The organism is Stieleria mannarensis (genome assembly GCF_014154935.1).
GTDB classification, from domain to species: Bacteria; Planctomycetota; Planctomycetia; order Pirellulales; family Pirellulaceae; genus Stieleria; species Stieleria mannarensis.
In genome coordinates this window covers 19,320-37,030 of the sequence record NZ_JACEHH010000013.1, presented here as the reverse complement: position 1 = coordinate 37,030, position 17,711 = coordinate 19,320, and the positions used below count along the sequence as shown (strand labels likewise).

The following is a 17,711-nucleotide window of genomic DNA, read 5'->3' as shown; positions in this document are numbered from 1 at the left end:
TCGAAGCCCCAGCCTCCGTACCAAGATTCTTCCGGTGAATCAATAACTCCATCGATGGGCGGAGTATTGCTCAACAGGCCGTTGGTTTTTAGAGAAGAAACCGAAAAGCGATGCGGGAACCCGCAACGGGTGGGGTCGATCGTTTAGGTATCCAGCATGTCGGCTTCGATGACCATCCGCACCAAGTCGACCACCGATTCGGCTTGCAACTTGGTATAGATCTCACTGCGGCGGTTTTCGACCGTTCGCACGCTGACGTCCAGACGATTGGCGATCACCTTGTTCGGTTTGCCGGCCACCACATAGGACAACACAGTGCGTTCGGACGGCGTCAATTCGTTGATCCGTTCCCGAATCGCTTGGCGATGCGCCTCTTCGACCCGCTTGCGTGCATCTTGGGCCAGCGCTTTGCGGATCGCGTTCCAAAGATCATCGTCGACGTAGGGTTTGTCCAACAACGTGATCGCGCCACGCTGGATCGCTTGGACGGTGACCGGCGTTGTCGCAAATGCGGTCAGAACGATCACCGGCAACAACGACCCCATGTCGCTCAGTTCCGCCTGCAATTCCAACCCGCTCATCCCCAGCATGCGGATGTCGGTGACCAAGCACCCCGGCTTGTCCTTGGTGTAATACGCCAGAAAGTCTTCGGCCGATGCAAAGGCCATCGACTCCAACCCCATCGAACTGACCAACGCACAGACCGATTCCCTGGCACGCTCGTCGTCATCGACGACAAAGATCACTTGTTGCTGCCAAGACATCGAATACGTTCACCCCAAGACGACGGATGGAAAACGGAACACGGCGCCAAGAAACGCCCGTCAACTCCCAACTGCAGGGTACCGGTATACCACCGTGGGCGACGCCGTGTGGACATCAGTGTCGAGTTTTTTGACAGAGTTTTCAATCAGCCGGCGCCAGTAGAGGGGGAGATTCGACAGGATTCAGCCGACTCAGCCGCGGAAAACGTGTGCCGCCCCCCATGGGATCGATTCGCCCGCTGGTTCGGTTCTCGTCGAAATCTGAACATTAATACAGGCCAGTTCATCGTACAACGCGACTGAGCCGAGTCTGTTCGGGGCTGAAATCATTCCTCGATCCGCGTGACGATCGCCGACGTCGGAGTCAACATTCCCCTGCGGATTCGGCCATTGGCGACCGATCCTGACCGTTTGTCCTCATTGCCGCCGAATCGGTTCACGCCGCCGGAATCAGCATGGATCGCGCCCAAATCACGAGCCATGTTCTATCGCGAGCTGTCCGATATCGCTCGCCCCCGATAGTCCCCGACGCGACCCACCACCGGCGAAAAACTCAGATGATCCGACCCCGTCAACCGCTCCAGCATTCCGATCCACTCGACACGCACCAGAAGGCGCTCGACGTCAACCTGGATCCCCGCCGCTACGGCACCTTCGCCGAAATCGGTGCCGGCCAAGAGGTGGTGCGTTGGTTCTTCCGTGTCGGCGGCGGCGCCGGCACGATCGCCAAGAGCATGTCGGCTTATGACATGAAGGTCAGCGACGCGATCTACGGCCGCGCCGCACGCTACGTCTGCCGCGAACGGTTGCAGGCCATGTTGGACTATGAACACACATTGAACCTGGACCGGTTGAGCGACGTTCGCGGCGAAACGACGACCTTCTTTACATTCGCCGACACCGTTTCGGCGCGAAACTACCACGGCACCAACGCTTGCCACGGTTGGATGGGCATCAAATTTCAAGCCCACCCGCAAGACGAAGACAGCCAGATCATCCTCCATGTTCGCATGCTCGATGACGAAGCCGCCTTGCAACAGGAAGCCCTCGGCATCGTCGGCGTCAACCTGGTCCACGGCGCGTTCGCTTTGCACCACGAGCCGGAATTGCTGGTCGCCTCGCTGCTGGACGGATTGTCGACCTCGCGGATCGAGATTGACATGATCGAATTCTCGGGCATCGCCTTTCGACACGTCGACAATCGCCTGATGAGTCTGAAACTGGTCGAATTGGGACTCAGCGGCGCCGCCATGTTCGCCGCCAACGGAGAAGTGCTGCAGCCGTCGGAATTCTTTTACCGCAAAGCCATCCTGGTCGAACGGGGAAGCTTTCGTCCGGTTTGCAACGTCAACCTGGACATGCTGCACAGCGCCGGCCAGCAGTTTTCCAAGCACCCCAACGTCGTCGGCAAGGAGGTGGTCCCGGTGATGGAACTGACGATGAACAACTTGAAAGCCGCCGGTGAGATCGACCTGAGCGACTTCCTGGCCCGAGCCGACGTGATGGCCGCTTGCGGAATGCCCGTGATGATCTCCGACTACTTCCAGTACTACCGACTGGCCGCCTACCTGTCGCGCTACACCAAAGAAAAAATCGCGATCACGATGGGTGCCGGCAGCCTGTTGGAATTGTTCGACGAACAGTATTACACCGGACTTCCGGGAGGCATCCTGGAATCCTTCGGACGAATGTTCAAGAACGGATTGCAGGTCTACTGTTACCCCATGCTGGATGCCGAATCCGGGGAACTGATCACCTGTGACAACCTAAAAATCGATCCGCAACTTCAACACCTGTTCGCGTACCTGCGCGACTGCGGTGGCATCATCGACGTGCAAAATTACGATCCGGCCTGCTTGAAAGTCCGTTCGAGAGAGGTGTTGGAAAAAATCAAATCCGGCGACCCGGGTTGGCAATCGATGGTCCCCGAAGCCGTCGCCGAAGTGATCCAACGCCGGTGCTACTTCGATTACCAACCCTGCGAGGCGTTGGAAGGCGTCTGAGGTTTCGCCCCGACCAATCCGGTCGCACAACCAAAGAAATAGGATCGCCGGCTGGGATCGAGTCCGGCCTGTCGGAACGCCGCGACCGCGGTGTGACAATCGCCAAAGGCGACGGTGTAGACCCCCAGCATGCGATAGTTGTCGGGATTGCCCATCAAGATCCGCCCGATGATGGGGATCAACTGGTGCAAGTAAAACAGGTAGGGAACGCGAAGCCAGCGAGCGGGCGGCACCGAGATCTCGATGAAGGAATACGAGCCGCCGGGTTTCAGGATGCGATGGACTTCGTGTGCCAAGGCAACCGTCTGATCGAGTGAAAACGTCTTCAGCCCGAACGAACAGACGACTCGATCGGCCGATGCGTCAGGAATCTCGCTGCCCAGTGCGTCTTCTTCGCGAATGTCCAATTCGCACCCCAGTCGCCCGTCGTGGTTCTGCCAAGCCTTGCGACACATGACCGGAGAATTGTCGACCGCGATGATCTTGCCCCCTGGACCGATCCGTTTGGCGATCGCCGGGCAAAGCTCGCCCATGCCGGTCATCAAGTCGACCACGGTCAATGATTCGCGATACGACAACTGCTCGATGCACTGCCGCCGCCAACGACGACAAAAACCGAAAGACGAGATCAGATTGACGATCCCGTAGGTCGCCGACATCTCATCGAACAGCTGACGAACAAAATTCGGGTCATAGATCTGTACCATTCTGCCCCCTCCATCATTCTGCCCCGTATCATTCTGCCCCCATCGTTTTGCCCCCATCGTTTTGCCCCCATCGTTTTGCCCCCATCGTTTTGCCCCCATCGTTTTGCCCACATCACTCGCGACGAAACGGTTTTCGCCACCAAGCCCCCGCGCCACGCCGCTCCTCCGGCGGTTCATCGATCAGCCGCTGCAGCGACTCCCCGACCCTCGCACACGCATCGGTTTCACGCAGTTCGATGCCATCGGTGATCCGTTGGATCCAACGCGATGCATTCCGATCATGTCCCTGGAAACACTGCGTTGCGATCATCGAGACCAATCCAACGGTGTCGCAACGAATGCGACCGGCAAGCGTCTGCGATAGGTCGCTATCCCACACCGCCGAGGATTCCGACCAGGCGGCGCCCCCCGACGCGGCATCGATCAGGTTGATCTGCGATCGGTGATCAACGACCAGATTGTTGATCGTCACACTGCCATGTGTGGCCCCCACGCGGTGTGCGGCCGCGAGTGCAAACGCCACACGCACCAGCATCGAAAACCGTTGGTTCGCATCCGATCCCGAAGCGTCCTGTCCGAATGGATTACCGAACACCCAAGGCCGGACCACGGCCAGGTGGCCGTTGTTAATGGCCGCGATCCGCGGTGCGACCCAGGCGGGATGTGTCACGTTGCTGGTTGCTTCACAGAGATCCAGAATACGCGTTCGCTGCAAACGCTCCAGCGTCGCCGGCAGCGGGATGATCTTCATGGCCACCGTGTCACTGTGCTGCGTATCGCGTCCCTTGACCAACCAACAGCGCCCACGCGGCAACTGCATCGTCGCGATACAGCGGGCTCCGACCATCCACTCGGGCGGCTTGATCGGGATCGGCACATCGATCGAATCGTCTTGGCCAATCGCTTCATCATCCCGACCACCGCCGGCCGGCGCCCCGGCGATGGTCATCTGCCGCTGGGCGACCGAGCAATCCCATTGAAGACTATCGCCGGGCGCGTCGGTGGTGGAGCCTTGAGGAACCTCGGTGGGGCGAAACTCCAAGTGAATCAGCTGGCGAATCGGATCGGCCAACTCGGGGAAACGTTCGATGAAAAACTCGGCATCGCAACGCTCGTCCAGTTCGCGGCGAACACACAGCTCGGCGTCGATCAGGTCTAGGAGATCGTTCTCACCGTCGGCAAGCCTTGGAAACTGTTCCAGGTAATCCTCCGCAACCACGTCCCGGCCGCGACGACGTTGACCGATCAAGTCGACCGCGGCCAATTCCACCAGCCCACTGGCGGGCAACGAGGTCAGGTCGACCAAGCTGGCCAGCGGCGCGACCGGATGCAATTCGCGCCGGCGCTGCAACCACCCGATCAACTCATCGATCGCGGCACCCTCCGGCGGTTGATCGCGGTCTTCATAGTCGGACGAAGACGAGGGCGTGAACTCGCCCATCACTGCGACCCCGGCAAACCGATTTCGTCGCGGGCGCGATCGAGTGCCCGACGCACCCGCATTCGCGCTGTGTCGGGTTTGATCCCCAACCGTTGGCCGATTTCGTTCCAATCGTGGTTCTGCAACATCATGTCCAGGGCGAGTGCATCGCGATCGCCAAGAATCGACCGCACCCGATCGGCCACCTCTTTCCGCAACGCGATTTGGCTGGGCGACGTTTGCCCCCCACGCAGTTTGATGTCCTCGACCGGCGTCGCTTCGTTGCGGCGGAAATCGCGGCAGTGGCGAGCCAGGGTTCGAAACGTATCGACCACCTCGTTGTCGATCGCGCGCAGGATGTACGACAACACATCGTCCGCCGTTAGTGACTCGGCGTCGGCGCGTTTTGCCAGATCCACCATCACTTCGTTGCAGATGTCCATCGATTCGGTTTGCCCGGTCAACCCGTATTGCCGCAGACGCGTGCGGGCGCGGCGCCGCAGCTGGCCGCCGAAGTTTTGCCACACCTGATCCAAAGACGCGGCCTCGGGGTGCTCGCCGGGCGAATCGGTATCGTCGTGTTGTGGTTCATCGGACATCTGCATCGGGCCTCCGATTCAAGTTTATCGCGGCCGATGCGATCGCGGCAAATCGGTCATGGCGTCCTGCACGGCAGTGGGAGTCAGGAGAGGGGTGGCAGAATGATACGGGGCAGAATGATACGGGGCAGAATGATACGGCACTGCGTCACACCTACTCCTCTTGGTGCTCTTGCTTGGTCTCCAAAACCTCGACCGCCGTGTCCTGCGTCGACTCCAGCCGCCTGGCACCGACGATCGCCAGGATGCCCAACACCAACAACAGCGTTCCGCCGACGCGCAACGCGGAAACCGGCGTCCTAGGGTTGCCGAGCAACCCGTAATGATCCAGCAACAACGCCGCGACGGTTTGGCCGGTCATGACGGCGGCAAACCAGGGCAGTGACCCGATTCGCGGGACGATCAACAGCGACGTCGACACCATCACCACGCCGATCGCGCCGCCGAACCAAATCCACCACGGTAAACTGCGCGGCGACACCACAAACTGCGGCGGAAAACCGCCCAGTGCCAACGTCAACACCAACAGAATCGCCGTCCCGCTGCCGAACGAGATCAGCGACGCTTGCAGAGGGTGCGCGACGCTCTTGCCGAGTGACCCATTGATACTCGGCTGTGTCCCGAGCAGCCCGCCGGCCAACAGGCCGACGCAAATGGCGATCAAAAAGAACGTGGTGGAGTGGTTCAAGACGAACCCAGAAACGGTTGAAGCAATTCGACGGTCCCGGGGTCACGCAAGGCGAGTTTTCCGAAGCCACGCACGCAACCGGCCTCCATCGCCGCCTGCTGATGTTCTTCGTAATTGGTGACCAACATCACCGGCACCTGGCCGACTTCCTGGTCCGCCTTGATCTTTTTGACAACTTCCATGCCGTCGGAATAATCGCGATCCAGTTTTCGGTTCACGGTCACCAGCGCGACGTCGCGCCGGCGGAGCAACTCCAGAGTCTCCTCCGCGTTGTGCGATTGCACCACGACGGCGTCAAAATTGGAGGTCACGAACTGACGGATCGAATGAAAATCGGGACCGCAATTGCCACAGTCGACAACAGTCTTCGTCATTTCGATTGCTTCTCGATGGCGAACAACTTGTCTTTGGTGCTGATGTAGATCCGGCCATTCGCGGCGATCGGCGTGCTGTAAACACTGCTGCCCATGTTGATCTCCTCGATCGGCTCGTTGTACTGCGGTCCGAACTGGAAAATCGCGACATCGCCGTCTTCGTCTCCGACGTAAACGTGGCCGTCGGCGATCAGCGGGCTGCCCCAGCTTTGGGCGAACATGTCATAGGTGAAGTGGACCTTGGCCTGGCCATTTTCGCCTCGGGCGTCCAAGCAGTGCAGCAATCCGGAGAAGTCGGCGACGTAGATCACGTCGTCTTTGATCGCACAGGTGCCGATCGTGCGGTGCATTTCCTCTTCAAAGTCGATCTCGCCGTCGTCGTTGTTGTCCGACAGCGAGTAGTGCCAGACCACGGCCGAGTTCGGGTTGTCGACCGCGATTTCGCCCTTTTCCGGTTCAACGGCTTGAATCCGTTTGTGCGGAATCTCGGTCCGCGTGTCACCTTCGACCTTCATCGCCAATTGCGGCGACACATTGCCACGCTTGTTGGGGTCGATGCACCAGAAGTGACCTTCGCCCTCACCGTGCTCCGGGTCTTGGCCGACAGCGATGTAAACCAGGTCGTTGTAAACAACCGGGGTCGCGATCAGATTGTTTCGCGTTCCTTCACCGCCGATGACCCACTTGGACTCTTTGGGATTGCAGTCGAATTTCCACAGCAACTCGGGTTTTCCATCGACGCCCCCGTCGGCTTTAAAGCTGTACAACCAACCGTCACCGCCACAGAACAGAACTTGCGGGACGCCACCGAGCACGGCAACCGTGGGGCTGGACCATTGACCGTGCAGGATGTTGGATCCCGGCGATGAGTCTTGCCACAGCAATTCGCCGGTGTTCTTGTTCATGCACAAGAACGTCGGTGCGTCCGGGGCCGGCAGGTTCAGGTGAGATTCGTCCAAACCGTTGCTGGTGTTGACGAACAGGTAATCGCCGTAGCTGGTCACGCTGCACGAGCACATGTTGTGTTGGCTGGTGCCCAGTTCGGTCATCATGTTGAAGATCCAGATCGTGTCGGCATCGCGTTTGTCCGACACGCCCAGTTTTTTGAACACGCTCAACCGCGGGCCGGCCTTTTTCAATTCAAACGTGCGATCGACGCCGCCGAAGTTGCCGCTTGCGACCCAGCTGGCGCCTTCATTGACGGACTCGATTTTGACGTCGCCGCTGACTTCTTCGCCGGCGGTGGCGAGTGCTTCGACCAGGGCATCGGAAAGCTTGCCTTCGCCGAGCGCGGCCACCGCCGCCTTGCCCTCGTCACTTGCGAGCATCAATTCGGCGACGAACGCCACTTCATCCTTCACCGGGCCGTCGTCTTCATTGTCATAAAACCCTTCGGTGTCCAGACAACGGACTTCGCCACGGCTGGTGACGAACCACAGCCGATCGCCCTCGACCAACGGGGCACAGCAGATTCCCTGCAGCGGCCAATCGTGGACGCGGCCGGTGATCAATTTTTCGCTGCTGTGTTGCCACAAAAATTCTCCGTCGGCTTCGTTGAACGCCAACAAACATCCCAAGTCGACCTTGGACGGGTAACGTTTCAGGTGCCCGGCTCCGTTGTTGGTCCCGACGAACACGCGACCACCGGCGACGACGGGGTTGCCGTACGTTTGGCTGCCCAAATTGGCGTACCAGACGATGTTTTCCACGTCCGTCTTGTCCCACTCTCCGGTGCGACGGTCAAACTTGCCGATGTCCCAGGTCTGCGGCAACCCGGTCACGCCGGGGGTGTTGTTTCGCAGCCGCGATCCGCCCCACTGCGGCCAATCCTTTCCGGCCTCGATCACTTCGTTGGGGTCGGAATACTCGGCAACCAACGTGGTCGCGTCCGAACGGCTGCCCGCGTCGGCATCGGCGGCCGGTTTGGCAGCCACCTTGGCGACAGGCTCGCTGGCTGCGGGCTCGCTGGCCTCAGGCGCGCTGGCGGCCGGCTCAGCCGTTTCAGTTTCAGCCGTTTCGGGTTCGGCTGGTGCCGGCGTTTCGGCGACGGGCTCAGCAGCCGGCAATTCCAGCGTTTCCGGTTCGGCCGGCATCGGGATCTCGGCGACCGGCGTTTCGGCCGCGACGGTGGTGTTGGCGGTCGTGTTGGATGCCCAGCCGGCCGACACCGTCGTGTTGCTGCCGGTGGAGTTGCTTCCCGACGTGTTACTGGTTGCCGCGGCACGTGGCACGGCGGTCGGCGGTTTGCAACCGCTCAGCGTCACGGTGGCGAGCGTGCCGAGACAGAAAGCAGCCAAAATCATCGAGAACGCCGAGAGTTCTTGTTTTCGCATTGCGATGGGGTCAGTCGACCGAAGTGTGGGGTGGGAAAGAGCGATTCGGAGGGAAAACCAATTCTAGGTGACACGACTCATGAATCAATTCCATCAGCCGTGTGACTTTCAGCTGGACGATCGTGGTGATCACTCGTCGCTGTTTTCAACGACTTCGATATTGTCCAGATAAATCTCTGCGACCTTGGCGTTGCCGTACAGACCAGGGCTGGCATTCAAGTTGGGCGATTCGTCCCGAACCGTCAGCGTCCACTCCTTGGGTTCCTGCTGGTCGCGGGGCCAAACCTTGCCGCGGATCACGGCGACCTGAGCGGGGTCTTGGCTTTCCAAGTCGACACGCAACTTCATGCGATACCACTGGTCTTCCGACCAGGGAAACTCCGCGACTCCCGAGGACCGTTCCTCCGACGCCGCCCAGGTTCGAATTTGAACCTGTTGAGCCTCGCCCATTAAGTCGAGCACATAACCGTGTGCCGTCAACCCGATGTCCGGAAGCGCCCCGAGCGCTCGGGCGCCGCGAACGTCGGCCGAAATCGTGTACTCCGCCAAATCGCTCGGCCCCATCCAGGCACGGCTGCGTGCCCCCTTGGGGATGGTGCTGATTTTCGTCAGTGCCGGCGATCCGTCGATTTCGCGGATCACGTGACGATAGCGGGCGCCGACCCAGGACAACGGGGGGTCGGAGAGGTCGTCAAAGGTGAATTTCCAGGGCAGCAGCGGGATGATCCGCACGCGTGCGGTTCCCACGGCCTCTCCCAGTTGCGCGACGACTTGCACACCGGTGTGTGCCGCATCGGACGCCGCGGTCAACGTGTTGCCGTCGACCGACGCCGCATCGCCTTCGACGCGAAAGGTGACTCCCTCGGGGGTTTCCAGCTTTTGGCCGATCGCGTTGAAGACATTCACTTTGTACTGGATCGTTTCGCCGGGGCGGATCACGGCTTCGGTCGGCACGATTTGGACCTGTGCGATCTCGGTGTCCTCGGCGACCGGCGTCTCCTCTCCATAGGCGTCGCTGATCCGCTGGTCGGTCTGTTGGGCCGATTCGTTGCTGATGCAGTACAGATTGCGCGTGCCTTGGAAATACAGCCGTCCGTCGGCGACGATCGGCGAAGCGACAAAGCCTTCGCTGCGGAGCCGTCCGTCGTTGACCACTTCGAACCCGTCCTCGGTCGGTTTGACGATCGACCAGCGGCCATTTTCGGTCGTCACGTAAATCTTGCCGTCGGCGTACAACAGGGCCGATTTCTGGCGGCTGTCGGCAAAGCGTTCTTGTTCGACGATCGCTTCGCCGGTTTCAGCGTCAAAGATCCACATCTTGCAGCGGTCATCGACCAGGTACAAACGGCCGTCGACCAGCACCGGTTCGCTGAACCCCGCGACGACTTCGATTTGTTTCCACAGTTCGGTGGCTTGGGTTTGGTCACCGGTGCCGGAGATCTTCAGACCCGCGACGGCTCCCATCACGTTGGCCAACTCGCCGACGTTCTCTTCGTTGTGGCTGCAAAACACTTTGTCTCCGACCACCAACGGTGCGGCAAACAAGCCTCGCATTGACAATTCATACTTCCACAGCTGCTTTCCGGTGCGGGGTTGAATCCCCCAAACCTGACCGTCGCCGAATCCCATGATCAATTGGCGTTGGCCGTCGATGGTGGCGATGCTGGGGGCGGAATACGAGGTGTCGTAGGGCAGGTCGCGGGTTCCACTGAACCAGACAAATTCGCCGGTCAGCTTGTCCAGGGCCAGCATGCGGTGGTTGGGTTTGGCGTACTCGCCCCAGTTGATGATGATCCCGCTGATGATCACCAAGTCCTCGTGGACGATCGGGAAATTCGTCCGCCCGCCATAGGTGCTGAGCATGCCGAACTGTTCGTGCAACGGGACCTTCCACAGCGTTTCGCCCGTTTTTCCGTCCATGCACTGAAAGATGTCACAGGCCCCCAGCACATAGACGTTGCCGGAATCGGGATCGGCGACGACACTGGTCCAACCGACGCGTTCTCCCGGGACGTCGGACAGCCAGACGTTGTAACTGTTCTCCCAAATCGTCTCGCCGGTCTTGGCGTCCAAGCAGACGACTTTTTCGCCCTCACGCTCGGTGTCGGGCAAATGACGCTGGATGGAGTACAAACGACCATCCATCACCACCGGCGTGCAGAAACTGCCGATGTCGTCGCGTTTCCACAGCAAATGGCTGCCCTCGCCGCCCTTGGCGTCCCAGTCATCGGGCAAACCGGTCGCTTCGGCCGTCCCGTCCATGTTCGGACCACGCCAGTACGGCCAGTCGGCTGCAGCGGCCGAAACGCCGAGCCACAGCATCGGCACCATCAAAAGAAAGCTCAGCGTCGCGTTGAATCGACGGCTGCAATGAAAGATTGATCGCGTCATAGGGAGGGAAAGTTGCAGGAGGGAGGTTGGACAACGCACGTGAGTCTCGTCATTCGTTAGTTTAACTGGACAGACAGCTTAACTGGGCGGACCGAGTAATGGGCTGCTCGTCAGGTGAAATGCCGTCAGTCAAAGTGCTCGTCGGCGGGATCAAATTTTGGCAGGCAAACGATCAGCACTTCCATGCATCCCACCGCACGATGGCGCGTGCCGGGGGGAATCAGGATCGAGGTTTTTGGTTTGACCGGATGCAATTCGCCGTTCAATTCGATCGCCGCATCGTCATCACACTCCAATACGACGTACACCTCGGTGTGTTCGGTATGGTAATGCGTTTGGGCCGATCGATCGATTCGCGTTAGATGAATTGTCCCGGGAAAATCGTCGCGTTGGGCAAATCCACGCCGCGCGATGCCACAGGGGCATTCCACGCCCGGCAACGCTGCCAAATCGACAATTGCGGGGCCTTCAACAGCGGAAATCTGTTCGGCGGGCACTCGTTCGGTCATCAGCTGCCGTCTCCAACGCCGGCGAATGTCCGTTTGGCAGGGGGCACGACGCTCTCCTCACAAAACCGGACTGATTGGGGGGAAGGGAACGACAAATCCACGTCAAGTTTCCTGCACGTGATTCCAGTCGCTCCCCCATGACAATTGAATTTTCGAGCCCCGCTCCGCCAAACTGCGACATCTTGTCACCGTCAAACAGACATCGGTGATGGCGTTCAATTCGGGGAATACATGGTGTGGCAGCCACGTGCAGCCGGGCGGCGACCGCCCTGGCGAGTGGAACGCAGACGCCTCGCGCGGACGCGAAATGGTAGTCTATAGCGTCCACGCGGATTGTTCCACGCGACTAATCCGGGGATCGCCCCCACCCCCGAGATCGCGAGAAAACTGCCCAACCGTCAAAGCTTCGCAAGCTGGCGAAAATGGGGCGGAACAGTAATCTCCGACAGCAAGCGGTCCGATACGGTTAGTGATCCGAGCTGACAGTTTGTCCCGAACACGGACAGACACGCCGGCGAACGATCGACCCAGAATTCCCCGATGCACAGGACGTATCGGGGGATTTGGAAAGCGATTTTGGGGTGCGATTTCGAGTTGCCGATGAACTGGCAAGGCGTTGTTCCACCACGACAAATTGCCATCGAGCTGAACGAAGTCGGCGGACTGTGTAACCCACACCGCGGTCCGCGGGTGCTCGGAGGGTGTCTCAATCGGATGTGATCGCCGGCAACTTCGTCCAGCGAACGCATCCGGGTGGCAATCGAACGCGACCAACAAATCCCGCTTTTCAAATCGACCCGCGTAACAAATTAAGGGAGACGTGGCTCCGATGATCCGGACACTGATGATGATGGCCCTCGTTCTTGGCACCACCGCGTGTTGCCAAACTCAAGGGATGGACTTGCTCCAAAAACTGATGAAGGGCAGCAGCTCTTCTTGCTGTGACAGCGGTTGTGCCGCTGCACCGTGCGGCTGCCAGGCCGATCCCGCTTGCGGCTGCGAAGCCCCTTGCGGTTGTGCCGCCGAACCGGCTTGCGGTTGTGAAGCACCCGCTTGCGGTTGTGCTGCCGAACCGGCTTGCGGTTGCGAAGCCCCGGCGTGCGGCTGTGCCGCTGACCCGGCATGCGGCTGCGAAGTCGCCGCGCCTTGCTGCGAAACCGCGCCGGCTTGCGGCTGCGAAGTCGCTGCACCGTGCGGTTGCGACAGCGGTTGCGACTCGCCTTGCGGCAAGAAGAAGGGCGGACTGCTCGCTGCCCTGTTTGCCAAGCACAACAGCGGCTGCTGCGAACCGGCTTGTGGCTGCGAAGTCGCTGCACCCTGCTGCGAAACCGCCCCGGCTTGCGGCTGCGAAGTCGCTGCACCGTGCGGTTGCGACAGCGGTTGCGATTCGCCCTGCGGCCCCAAGAGCGGCGGACTGCTGAAGAAACTGTTCGGCAACCTCTGCAAGAGCTCTTGCGACAGCTGCTGCGACGCCCCGGCGTGCGACAGCGGTTGCGGATGCGGAGCCACCTACAGCGCCCCGATGGCTCCCGCACCGGCTCCGACCGCTGCACCGGCCACCGATGCCGCCCCCATGCCGCCCGCTCCGATCGTCGATCCGAGTGCGAGCATCTCACAGAAGCGTCGCGTCATTCAAGCCAGTGCCCGCTACGTCCGCTGAAAAAGCGATGCGTAGCAACCGGGTGAATAACCCGGCTGCTGGTCTTCAGACGTGAACCGCGAAAGCGGCTCGGCAGTTCGCTGCCGAGCCGCTTTTTTTTGTTTCAGGTTTCAGGTTTCAGGTTTCAGGTTTCAGGTTTCAGGTTTCAGGTTTCAGGTTTCAGGTTTTGACTCGTTCCCGGGCTCCGCCTGGGAACGGGTATTTACAGAGGCTCCGCCTCTGCACAGGTATTTCCAGAGGCTCGGAACGTGAAATGTATTGCTGATTCATTGCGATGCGTTCCCTCTCTAAAATGGCTCCCCTCTCCCCAACACAGATCGCGCGAAAAATAGTGATCAATCAGTGACGTTGACCGCGATCTGTTTTGGGGAGAGGGGCTGGGGGTGAGGGGCTCGTTATCGATTCGCTGCACATCGATTTCCCCACCAAATCCCCATCGATCCTGTGATGCAATTGTTGCCGGCTCTCTTCACTTCGGCGTGGAATCTCTTCGCTAGATCTCCCACGCTCCAATGCTTCGTCGACGCGTGGGAATCCCCCTCACCCCCGACCCCTCTCCCCCGGAAAACCTGACTCGCTGAAGCTGGCCAGGTTTTCCGGGGGAGAGGGGAGCCAGAATCATCACTTTCGTCTTGCAAAGAGACGCGCCGACCAACCTCTGTCTGGCAACATTGTCTTGCTTGCAAGGGTATTGATCAGCAATAAATTTCACGTTCCCCGCCTCTGCTTGCACGCGGTGTGCGTGGCGGGAGCCAAACCCGCAGTGCGTTCCACGGCGGAGCCTTGGAACGAGTCTGATGGCTCTGCCAGGGAGGGTGAAGAGCGTAAACTCAACTTCTCCCGTCCCGGTCACACTTCGTTGACAAAACGTTACGCTGTAGTCGAAGCGACAGCCCAACTTGGCCCCGCCAACTTGGAACCTGAAACTTGAATCTTGAATCTTAAACCGACCAAAAAACATGTCCGATCTTTCCGAATCGTCCGTCCGTGAACTTCTCGATCGCTACCTGGACCCCGAAACAGGCCGCCCGATGGGATCGATGGGCCAAGTCGTTTCGGTCAGTATCAACGACAAACAAGCCGACATCACTCTCGGTTTGTCCTCGCACTCGCTTCCGATTCAAGACGACGTCCGCGATGGCGTGAGCTCAAAACTGGTCACCGCGTTCCCCGGCGTTCAAGTCAACATCACCTTTCAACCCCACGCGCGGCCGGCGGCGCGTGTCGGCCAAACCGCCTTGCGGGCCAAAAGCGTGATCGCCGTCGGCAGCGGCAAAGGCGGTGTGGGTAAAAGCACCGTCGCGGCATCTCTGGCACTGACCTTGCGACGTCTGGGTAGCCGCGTCGGTTTGATGGATGCCGACGTCTATGGCCCCAGTATCCCGCATCTATTGGGGCTGTCCGGTCGCCCGGGCTTCAGCGAATCCAAGCGGATCGACCCGATCATGCTGGATGACACCCCCGATCTGTCGCCGATGCCCGTGATGTCGATGGGCTTCCTGGTCGATCCGGCCGAAGCCGTGATTTGGCGTGGCCCGATGCTGCACGGTTCGATCAATCAGTTCTTGGGCATGACCGAATGGGGCGAACTGGATTACTTGATCATCGACATGCCGCCGGGAACCGGGGACGTCGCACTCACGCTGTCCCAAGCCATCCCACTGGCCGGCAGCGTCGTCGTCTGCACGCCCCAAGAGGTCGCCTTGCTGGATGCCGTCAAGGCGATCGCGATGTTCCGCAAGGTCAACATTCCGATCCTGGGGATGGTCGAGAACATGAGCGGTTTCCTGTGCCCGGATTGCGGCAAGACCTACGACATCTTCGGTTCCGGAGGGGCGCGTGAAAAGGCCGAACAGATGGACGTTGCGTTCCTCGGCGGTCTGCCGCTGGATATCAAACTGCGGGTCGCCGGCGACGAAGGCAGACTTCCGGCGGTGATCAACACCGACGCCGCCGCCCGCGCGCCCCTGGAACGCATCAGCCAAGCGATGGTCCGCACCCTGGCCGCCCGAAACGCCGCCGCGCCCCCCAAACCAACGCTGCCCACACTCTGACCCGCCGGCGGATCGTTCCCCCCAAGTACGACGGTCCCTTCCGCGCCGTCGCCCCCCTTCCGGGCCGTCGCCCACTGAACGCTCCGCGACGCCGAGCGTCTTCCTCCCGCTCCCCCAACAAAAAAACCGCCCGGGGGGTAACCCGAGCGGTCGGATGGATGGATGAGGCCGATCGGAAATCGGCGAAGAACAAGAAGCTTACTTACGCTTCTTAGCAGCCTTCTTCTTGGTTGCCTTTTTCTTGGTTGCCTTCTTTTTCTTGGCAGCCTTCTTCTTAGTCGCTTTCTTCTTAGCGGCTTTCTTCTTAGCAGCCTTCTTCTTGGTTGCCTTTTTCTTGGTTGCCTTTTTCTTGGCAGCCTTCTTCTTGCTTGCTTTCTTTTTAGCCACGTTTTTCCTCCGCGGAATTGGAAACGATGGCGAGTCATTGTGACTTGCTTGGGGACGTCCCCGACAAGCCACCGGCCACGGCTCACCATTCGCTAGTAAGTGCCAGACAAACGTTGATGCCAGTTATCCAACGGACCATTCAATGCTGTCTGACGTAAACCTGCGATATTTGTACGCGCTGCATGAAATTCCGCAACATGTTTTCGCAAAAATTATGCTTGCAAGACAGTTCGTTCCTGCTACCGCGCGGTTGTCGAACATCAACCGCGTGCGCAACGCCTTGCACCATCGCAAGGTAGCGCGTCAAGCGATGCGTTGACGCCTTGATCGACTTCGCTGACCTCCACATCACCGCATGCGCGTTGACGCAAATATCGATACAGCAATGCGTTGTGCGCATTGATTGGCTTGCGTGTTGGGAACGTCGGACAACGATGCTTGCCTTGCGCAGTGGCTCGACCGCTTGATCATTCGACGTATCCATGCATGTCGAACAACACTCGATACAGCACTTCGAACACAGATCGAACGCATGCAAAACTTTTTAGGATTTTTTTTGCGATCGAGCGTATGTTTGAACTGTCTTGCCACACTTGGTCGTCAATCACACGCTTGTTTGACACATCGATGCGCGCTTTCGTTGCAACGGATCGCTTCACCGAAGCATGCACTGCAACGCATCACGTCATCACAACACATCACTTCGTTGTCGCGCCGGATGTCCGCTAACGCCAACCGCCGTTCATCGGGCTGAGCATCTGGTAGCTGCTGATGCCGAACATCAAAAAGAACACGCCCATCATCGGTTGGCCATGGTTGAACGCATAGAAGGCCAACAAACCGCTGCAGATCACACTGACCCACAACGATTGAGCCACGGTGCCGCCGTTAAGCACGATCAAACTGCGCGCGATTCGACCGCCATCGAGCGGCCAAACCGGAACAAGGTTCAACAGCGCCCACAAAACGCTGGGCAAGATGTAAAACGTCACCAACGCCAACATGCCGCGACTGTCCATCACCGCCCCCTCGGTCACCCATGGCAGGTTTGCCAAAAACGCAGGCATCCAACGGAACGCTGACACTTCGAAACCTGCCAACTTGACCGCTACGATCACCAACAGCGCCGACAACAACTGAAATGCCGGGCCGGCAGCCGAGATGATCAGTTGCTCCTTCTCGCCGATCCGCGCGATCGAACGCCCCGGCGTGTACGTGCTGGTCGGAATCGCCAAGCCGCCAAAGTGATACAGCACGATCGATGATTGAATGCCATAGTGGCGGAACGCCAGCGCATGACCGAGTTCGTGGATCAAAATGGACACCAACAAACACAGCGCCCACGCAATCATCAATGGACCGACGCCAAGCTCTTCGCTGGAAAAGAATCGGCACAAGGAGTAACCGAAAACGACCGCGCCCAACCAAAAGGTCACCGCGATTCGGACGGGGAACCCCAGCAGCGTGAATCGGATGTCGTAGGCGGTCTCGGGGGGCTCGGATAACAACATTTCTGATGCCTGTACGGGCAATAGAGAGTACGGTGCGGACAGGAAAGGAGATGACTCGTCGCGTGGTCCTATTCGCCGGTCTGACCACGACCTTGCCCAGAATACCGCCTGATGCCCCGTCTTCACAGTTCAGGCAAAAGGCGGCAATCGCGAAAAGCGGGCACGCGCGCAAGGAATAAGGCAACCGGCAACCGTTGGTGTCTAGCCTTAAGGCGATTCCCCGTCGCTGCCTCGCAGCGACAATGGGTGGCCAAAGCCTGCACACCACCCCTTATGCCCTGCCCCCTTTCGACCAGTACAAGCCGGAACCG

17 protein-coding genes are annotated in these 17,711 nt (G+C 59.5%); 3 read left to right on the top strand and 14 right to left on the bottom strand.

All coding sequences use genetic code 11. The annotated features are described in order from the left end of the window. Positions 1–143: 143 nt before the first annotated feature. Together H1B37_RS10895 and H1B37_RS10890 are read right to left on the bottom strand one after the other, a co-directional pair. On the bottom strand, positions 144–764 hold the full coding sequence (locus tag H1B37_RS10895; protein ID WP_147870724.1) for a response regulator transcription factor: 621 nt from the start codon (positions 762–764) through the stop codon (positions 144–146). 326 nt (positions 765–1,090) lie between these two features. Then, entirely contained in the window at positions 1,091–1,246 is a 156-nt protein-coding gene (locus tag H1B37_RS10890) for a hypothetical protein (protein ID WP_182866685.1), read from the bottom strand. A 75-nt stretch (positions 1,247–1,321) separates the two neighbouring features. On the opposite strand from H1B37_RS10890, the gene H1B37_RS10885 reads away from it, so the two are divergent. Further along, on the top strand, positions 1,322–2,767 hold the full coding sequence (locus tag H1B37_RS10885; protein ID WP_182866684.1) for a TonB-dependent receptor: 1,446 nt from the start codon (positions 1,322–1,324) through the stop codon (positions 2,765–2,767). Here H1B37_RS10885 and H1B37_RS10880 read toward each other — a convergent pair. The 10 genes from H1B37_RS10880 to H1B37_RS33765 all read right to left on the bottom strand — a co-directional run bounded on the left by H1B37_RS10880 (position 2,734) and on the right by H1B37_RS33765 (position 13,420). Then, positions 2,734–3,474, bottom strand: a complete 741-nt coding sequence (locus H1B37_RS10880; RefSeq protein WP_182866683.1) for a class I SAM-dependent methyltransferase — start codon at positions 3,472–3,474, stop codon at positions 2,734–2,736. The genes H1B37_RS10885 and H1B37_RS10880 overlap by 34 nt on opposite strands. 112 nt (positions 3,475–3,586) lie before the next feature. Then, positions 3,587–4,915 (bottom strand): protein kinase family protein, encoded by a 1,329-nt coding sequence (locus H1B37_RS10875; protein ID WP_182866682.1) that lies wholly within the window; start codon positions 4,913–4,915, stop codon positions 3,587–3,589. Further along, positions 4,915–5,493 carry an RNA polymerase sigma factor gene (locus tag H1B37_RS10870; protein ID WP_182866681.1) on the bottom strand — a complete coding sequence of 193 codons (579 nt, stop codon included), beginning with the start codon at positions 5,491–5,493 and terminating at the stop codon, positions 4,915–4,917. Before H1B37_RS10870 ends, H1B37_RS10875 begins: the two co-directional genes overlap by 1 nt. Before the next feature lie 154 nt (positions 5,494–5,647). After that, positions 5,648–6,181, bottom strand: coding sequence for a DMT family transporter (locus H1B37_RS10865; protein ID WP_182866680.1), 534 nt, complete (start codon positions 6,179–6,181; stop codon positions 5,648–5,650). Next, positions 6,178–6,555 carry a response regulator gene (locus H1B37_RS10860; protein ID WP_182866679.1) on the bottom strand — a complete coding sequence of 126 codons (378 nt, stop codon included), beginning with the start codon at positions 6,553–6,555 and terminating at the stop codon, positions 6,178–6,180. Before H1B37_RS10860 ends, H1B37_RS10865 begins: the two co-directional genes overlap by 4 nt. Further along, a complete protein-coding gene (locus H1B37_RS10855; RefSeq protein WP_182866678.1) occupies positions 6,552–8,888 on the bottom strand; it encodes an outer membrane protein assembly factor BamB family protein in 2,337 nt (778 codons plus the stop codon). Before H1B37_RS10855 ends, H1B37_RS10860 begins: the two co-directional genes overlap by 4 nt. Positions 8,889–9,017: 129 nt before the next feature. Next, positions 9,018–11,279, bottom strand: coding sequence for an outer membrane protein assembly factor BamB family protein (locus H1B37_RS10850; protein ID WP_286177622.1), 2,262 nt, complete (start codon positions 11,277–11,279; stop codon positions 9,018–9,020). A gap of 125 nt (positions 11,280–11,404) precedes the next feature. After that, entirely contained in the window at positions 11,405–11,788 is a 384-nt protein-coding gene (locus tag H1B37_RS10845; protein ID WP_182866677.1) for a cupin domain-containing protein, read from the bottom strand. Between the two features lie 888 nt (positions 11,789–12,676). After that, positions 12,677–13,297 (bottom strand): hypothetical protein, encoded by a 621-nt coding sequence (locus H1B37_RS10840; protein ID WP_182866676.1) that lies wholly within the window; start codon positions 13,295–13,297, stop codon positions 12,677–12,679. Beyond that, on the bottom strand, positions 13,298–13,420 hold the full coding sequence (locus tag H1B37_RS33765; RefSeq protein WP_286177621.1) for a hypothetical protein: 123 nt from the start codon (positions 13,418–13,420) through the stop codon (positions 13,298–13,300). 987 nt (positions 13,421–14,407) lie between these two features. Between H1B37_RS33765 and H1B37_RS10835 the strand changes: the two genes are divergently transcribed. Then, positions 14,408–15,502: an Mrp/NBP35 family ATP-binding protein gene (locus H1B37_RS10835; RefSeq protein ID WP_182866675.1), complete on the top strand. Its 1,095-nt coding sequence runs from the start codon at positions 14,408–14,410 to the stop codon at positions 15,500–15,502. A 198-nt stretch (positions 15,503–15,700) separates the two neighbouring features. On the opposite strand, the gene H1B37_RS10830 is transcribed toward H1B37_RS10835, so the two are convergent. Continuing rightward, entirely contained in the window at positions 15,701–15,889 is a 189-nt protein-coding gene (locus H1B37_RS10830) for a hypothetical protein (RefSeq protein WP_286177638.1), read from the bottom strand. A 142-nt stretch (positions 15,890–16,031) separates the two neighbouring features. Here H1B37_RS10830 and H1B37_RS10825 point away from each other — a divergent pair, with 142 nt between their 5' ends. Then, positions 16,032–16,208: a hypothetical protein gene (locus H1B37_RS10825; protein ID WP_182866673.1), complete on the top strand. Its 177-nt coding sequence runs from the start codon at positions 16,032–16,034 to the stop codon at positions 16,206–16,208. Positions 16,209–16,614: 406 nt separating this feature from the next. Here the strand turns inward: H1B37_RS10825 and H1B37_RS10820 are convergent, their stop codons facing one another. Continuing rightward, positions 16,615–17,400 carry a site-2 protease family protein gene (locus H1B37_RS10820; RefSeq protein WP_182866672.1) on the bottom strand — a complete coding sequence of 262 codons (786 nt, stop codon included), beginning with the start codon at positions 17,398–17,400 and terminating at the stop codon, positions 16,615–16,617. Positions 17,401–17,711 lie beyond the last annotated feature (311 nt).

Excerpts from the sequence above, each read along its gene's own strand:
- H1B37_RS10880 (WP_182866683.1), bottom strand. The coding sequence starts at position 3,474 with ATGGTACAGATCTATGACCCGAATTTTGTTCGTCAGCTGTTCGATGAG.
- H1B37_RS10845 (WP_182866677.1), bottom strand. The coding sequence starts at position 11,788 with ATGACCGAACGAGTGCCCGCCGAACAGATTTCCGCTGTTGAAGGCCCC.
- H1B37_RS10890 (WP_182866685.1), bottom strand. The coding sequence starts at position 1,246 with ATGGCTCGTGATTTGGGCGCGATCCATGCTGATTCCGGCGGCGTGAAC.
- H1B37_RS10895 (WP_147870724.1), bottom strand. The coding sequence starts at position 764 with ATGTCTTGGCAGCAACAAGTGATCTTTGTCGTCGATGACGACGAGCGT.
- H1B37_RS10820 (WP_182866672.1), bottom strand. The coding sequence starts at position 17,400 with ATGTTGTTATCCGAGCCCCCCGAGACCGCCTACGACATCCGATTCACG.
- H1B37_RS10875 (WP_182866682.1), bottom strand. The coding sequence starts at position 4,915 with ATGGGCGAGTTCACGCCCTCGTCTTCGTCCGACTATGAAGACCGCGAT.
- H1B37_RS10860 (WP_182866679.1), bottom strand. The coding sequence starts at position 6,555 with ATGACGAAGACTGTTGTCGACTGTGGCAATTGCGGTCCCGATTTTCAT.
- H1B37_RS10870 (WP_182866681.1), bottom strand. The coding sequence starts at position 5,493 with ATGTCCGATGAACCACAACACGACGATACCGATTCGCCCGGCGAGCAC.
- H1B37_RS10825 (WP_182866673.1), top strand. The coding sequence starts at position 16,032 with ATGCTGTCTGACGTAAACCTGCGATATTTGTACGCGCTGCATGAAATT.
- H1B37_RS10885 (WP_182866684.1), top strand. The coding sequence starts at position 1,322 with ATGATCCGACCCCGTCAACCGCTCCAGCATTCCGATCCACTCGACACG.
- H1B37_RS10835 (WP_182866675.1), top strand. The coding sequence starts at position 14,408 with ATGTCCGATCTTTCCGAATCGTCCGTCCGTGAACTTCTCGATCGCTAC.
- H1B37_RS10850 (WP_286177622.1), bottom strand. The coding sequence starts at position 11,279 with ATGACGCGATCAATCTTTCATTGCAGCCGTCGATTCAACGCGACGCTG.
- H1B37_RS10855 (WP_182866678.1), bottom strand. The coding sequence starts at position 8,888 with ATGCGAAAACAAGAACTCTCGGCGTTCTCGATGATTTTGGCTGCTTTC.
- H1B37_RS33765 (WP_286177621.1), bottom strand. The coding sequence starts at position 13,420 with ATGACGCGACGCTTCTGTGAGATGCTCGCACTCGGATCGACGATCGGA.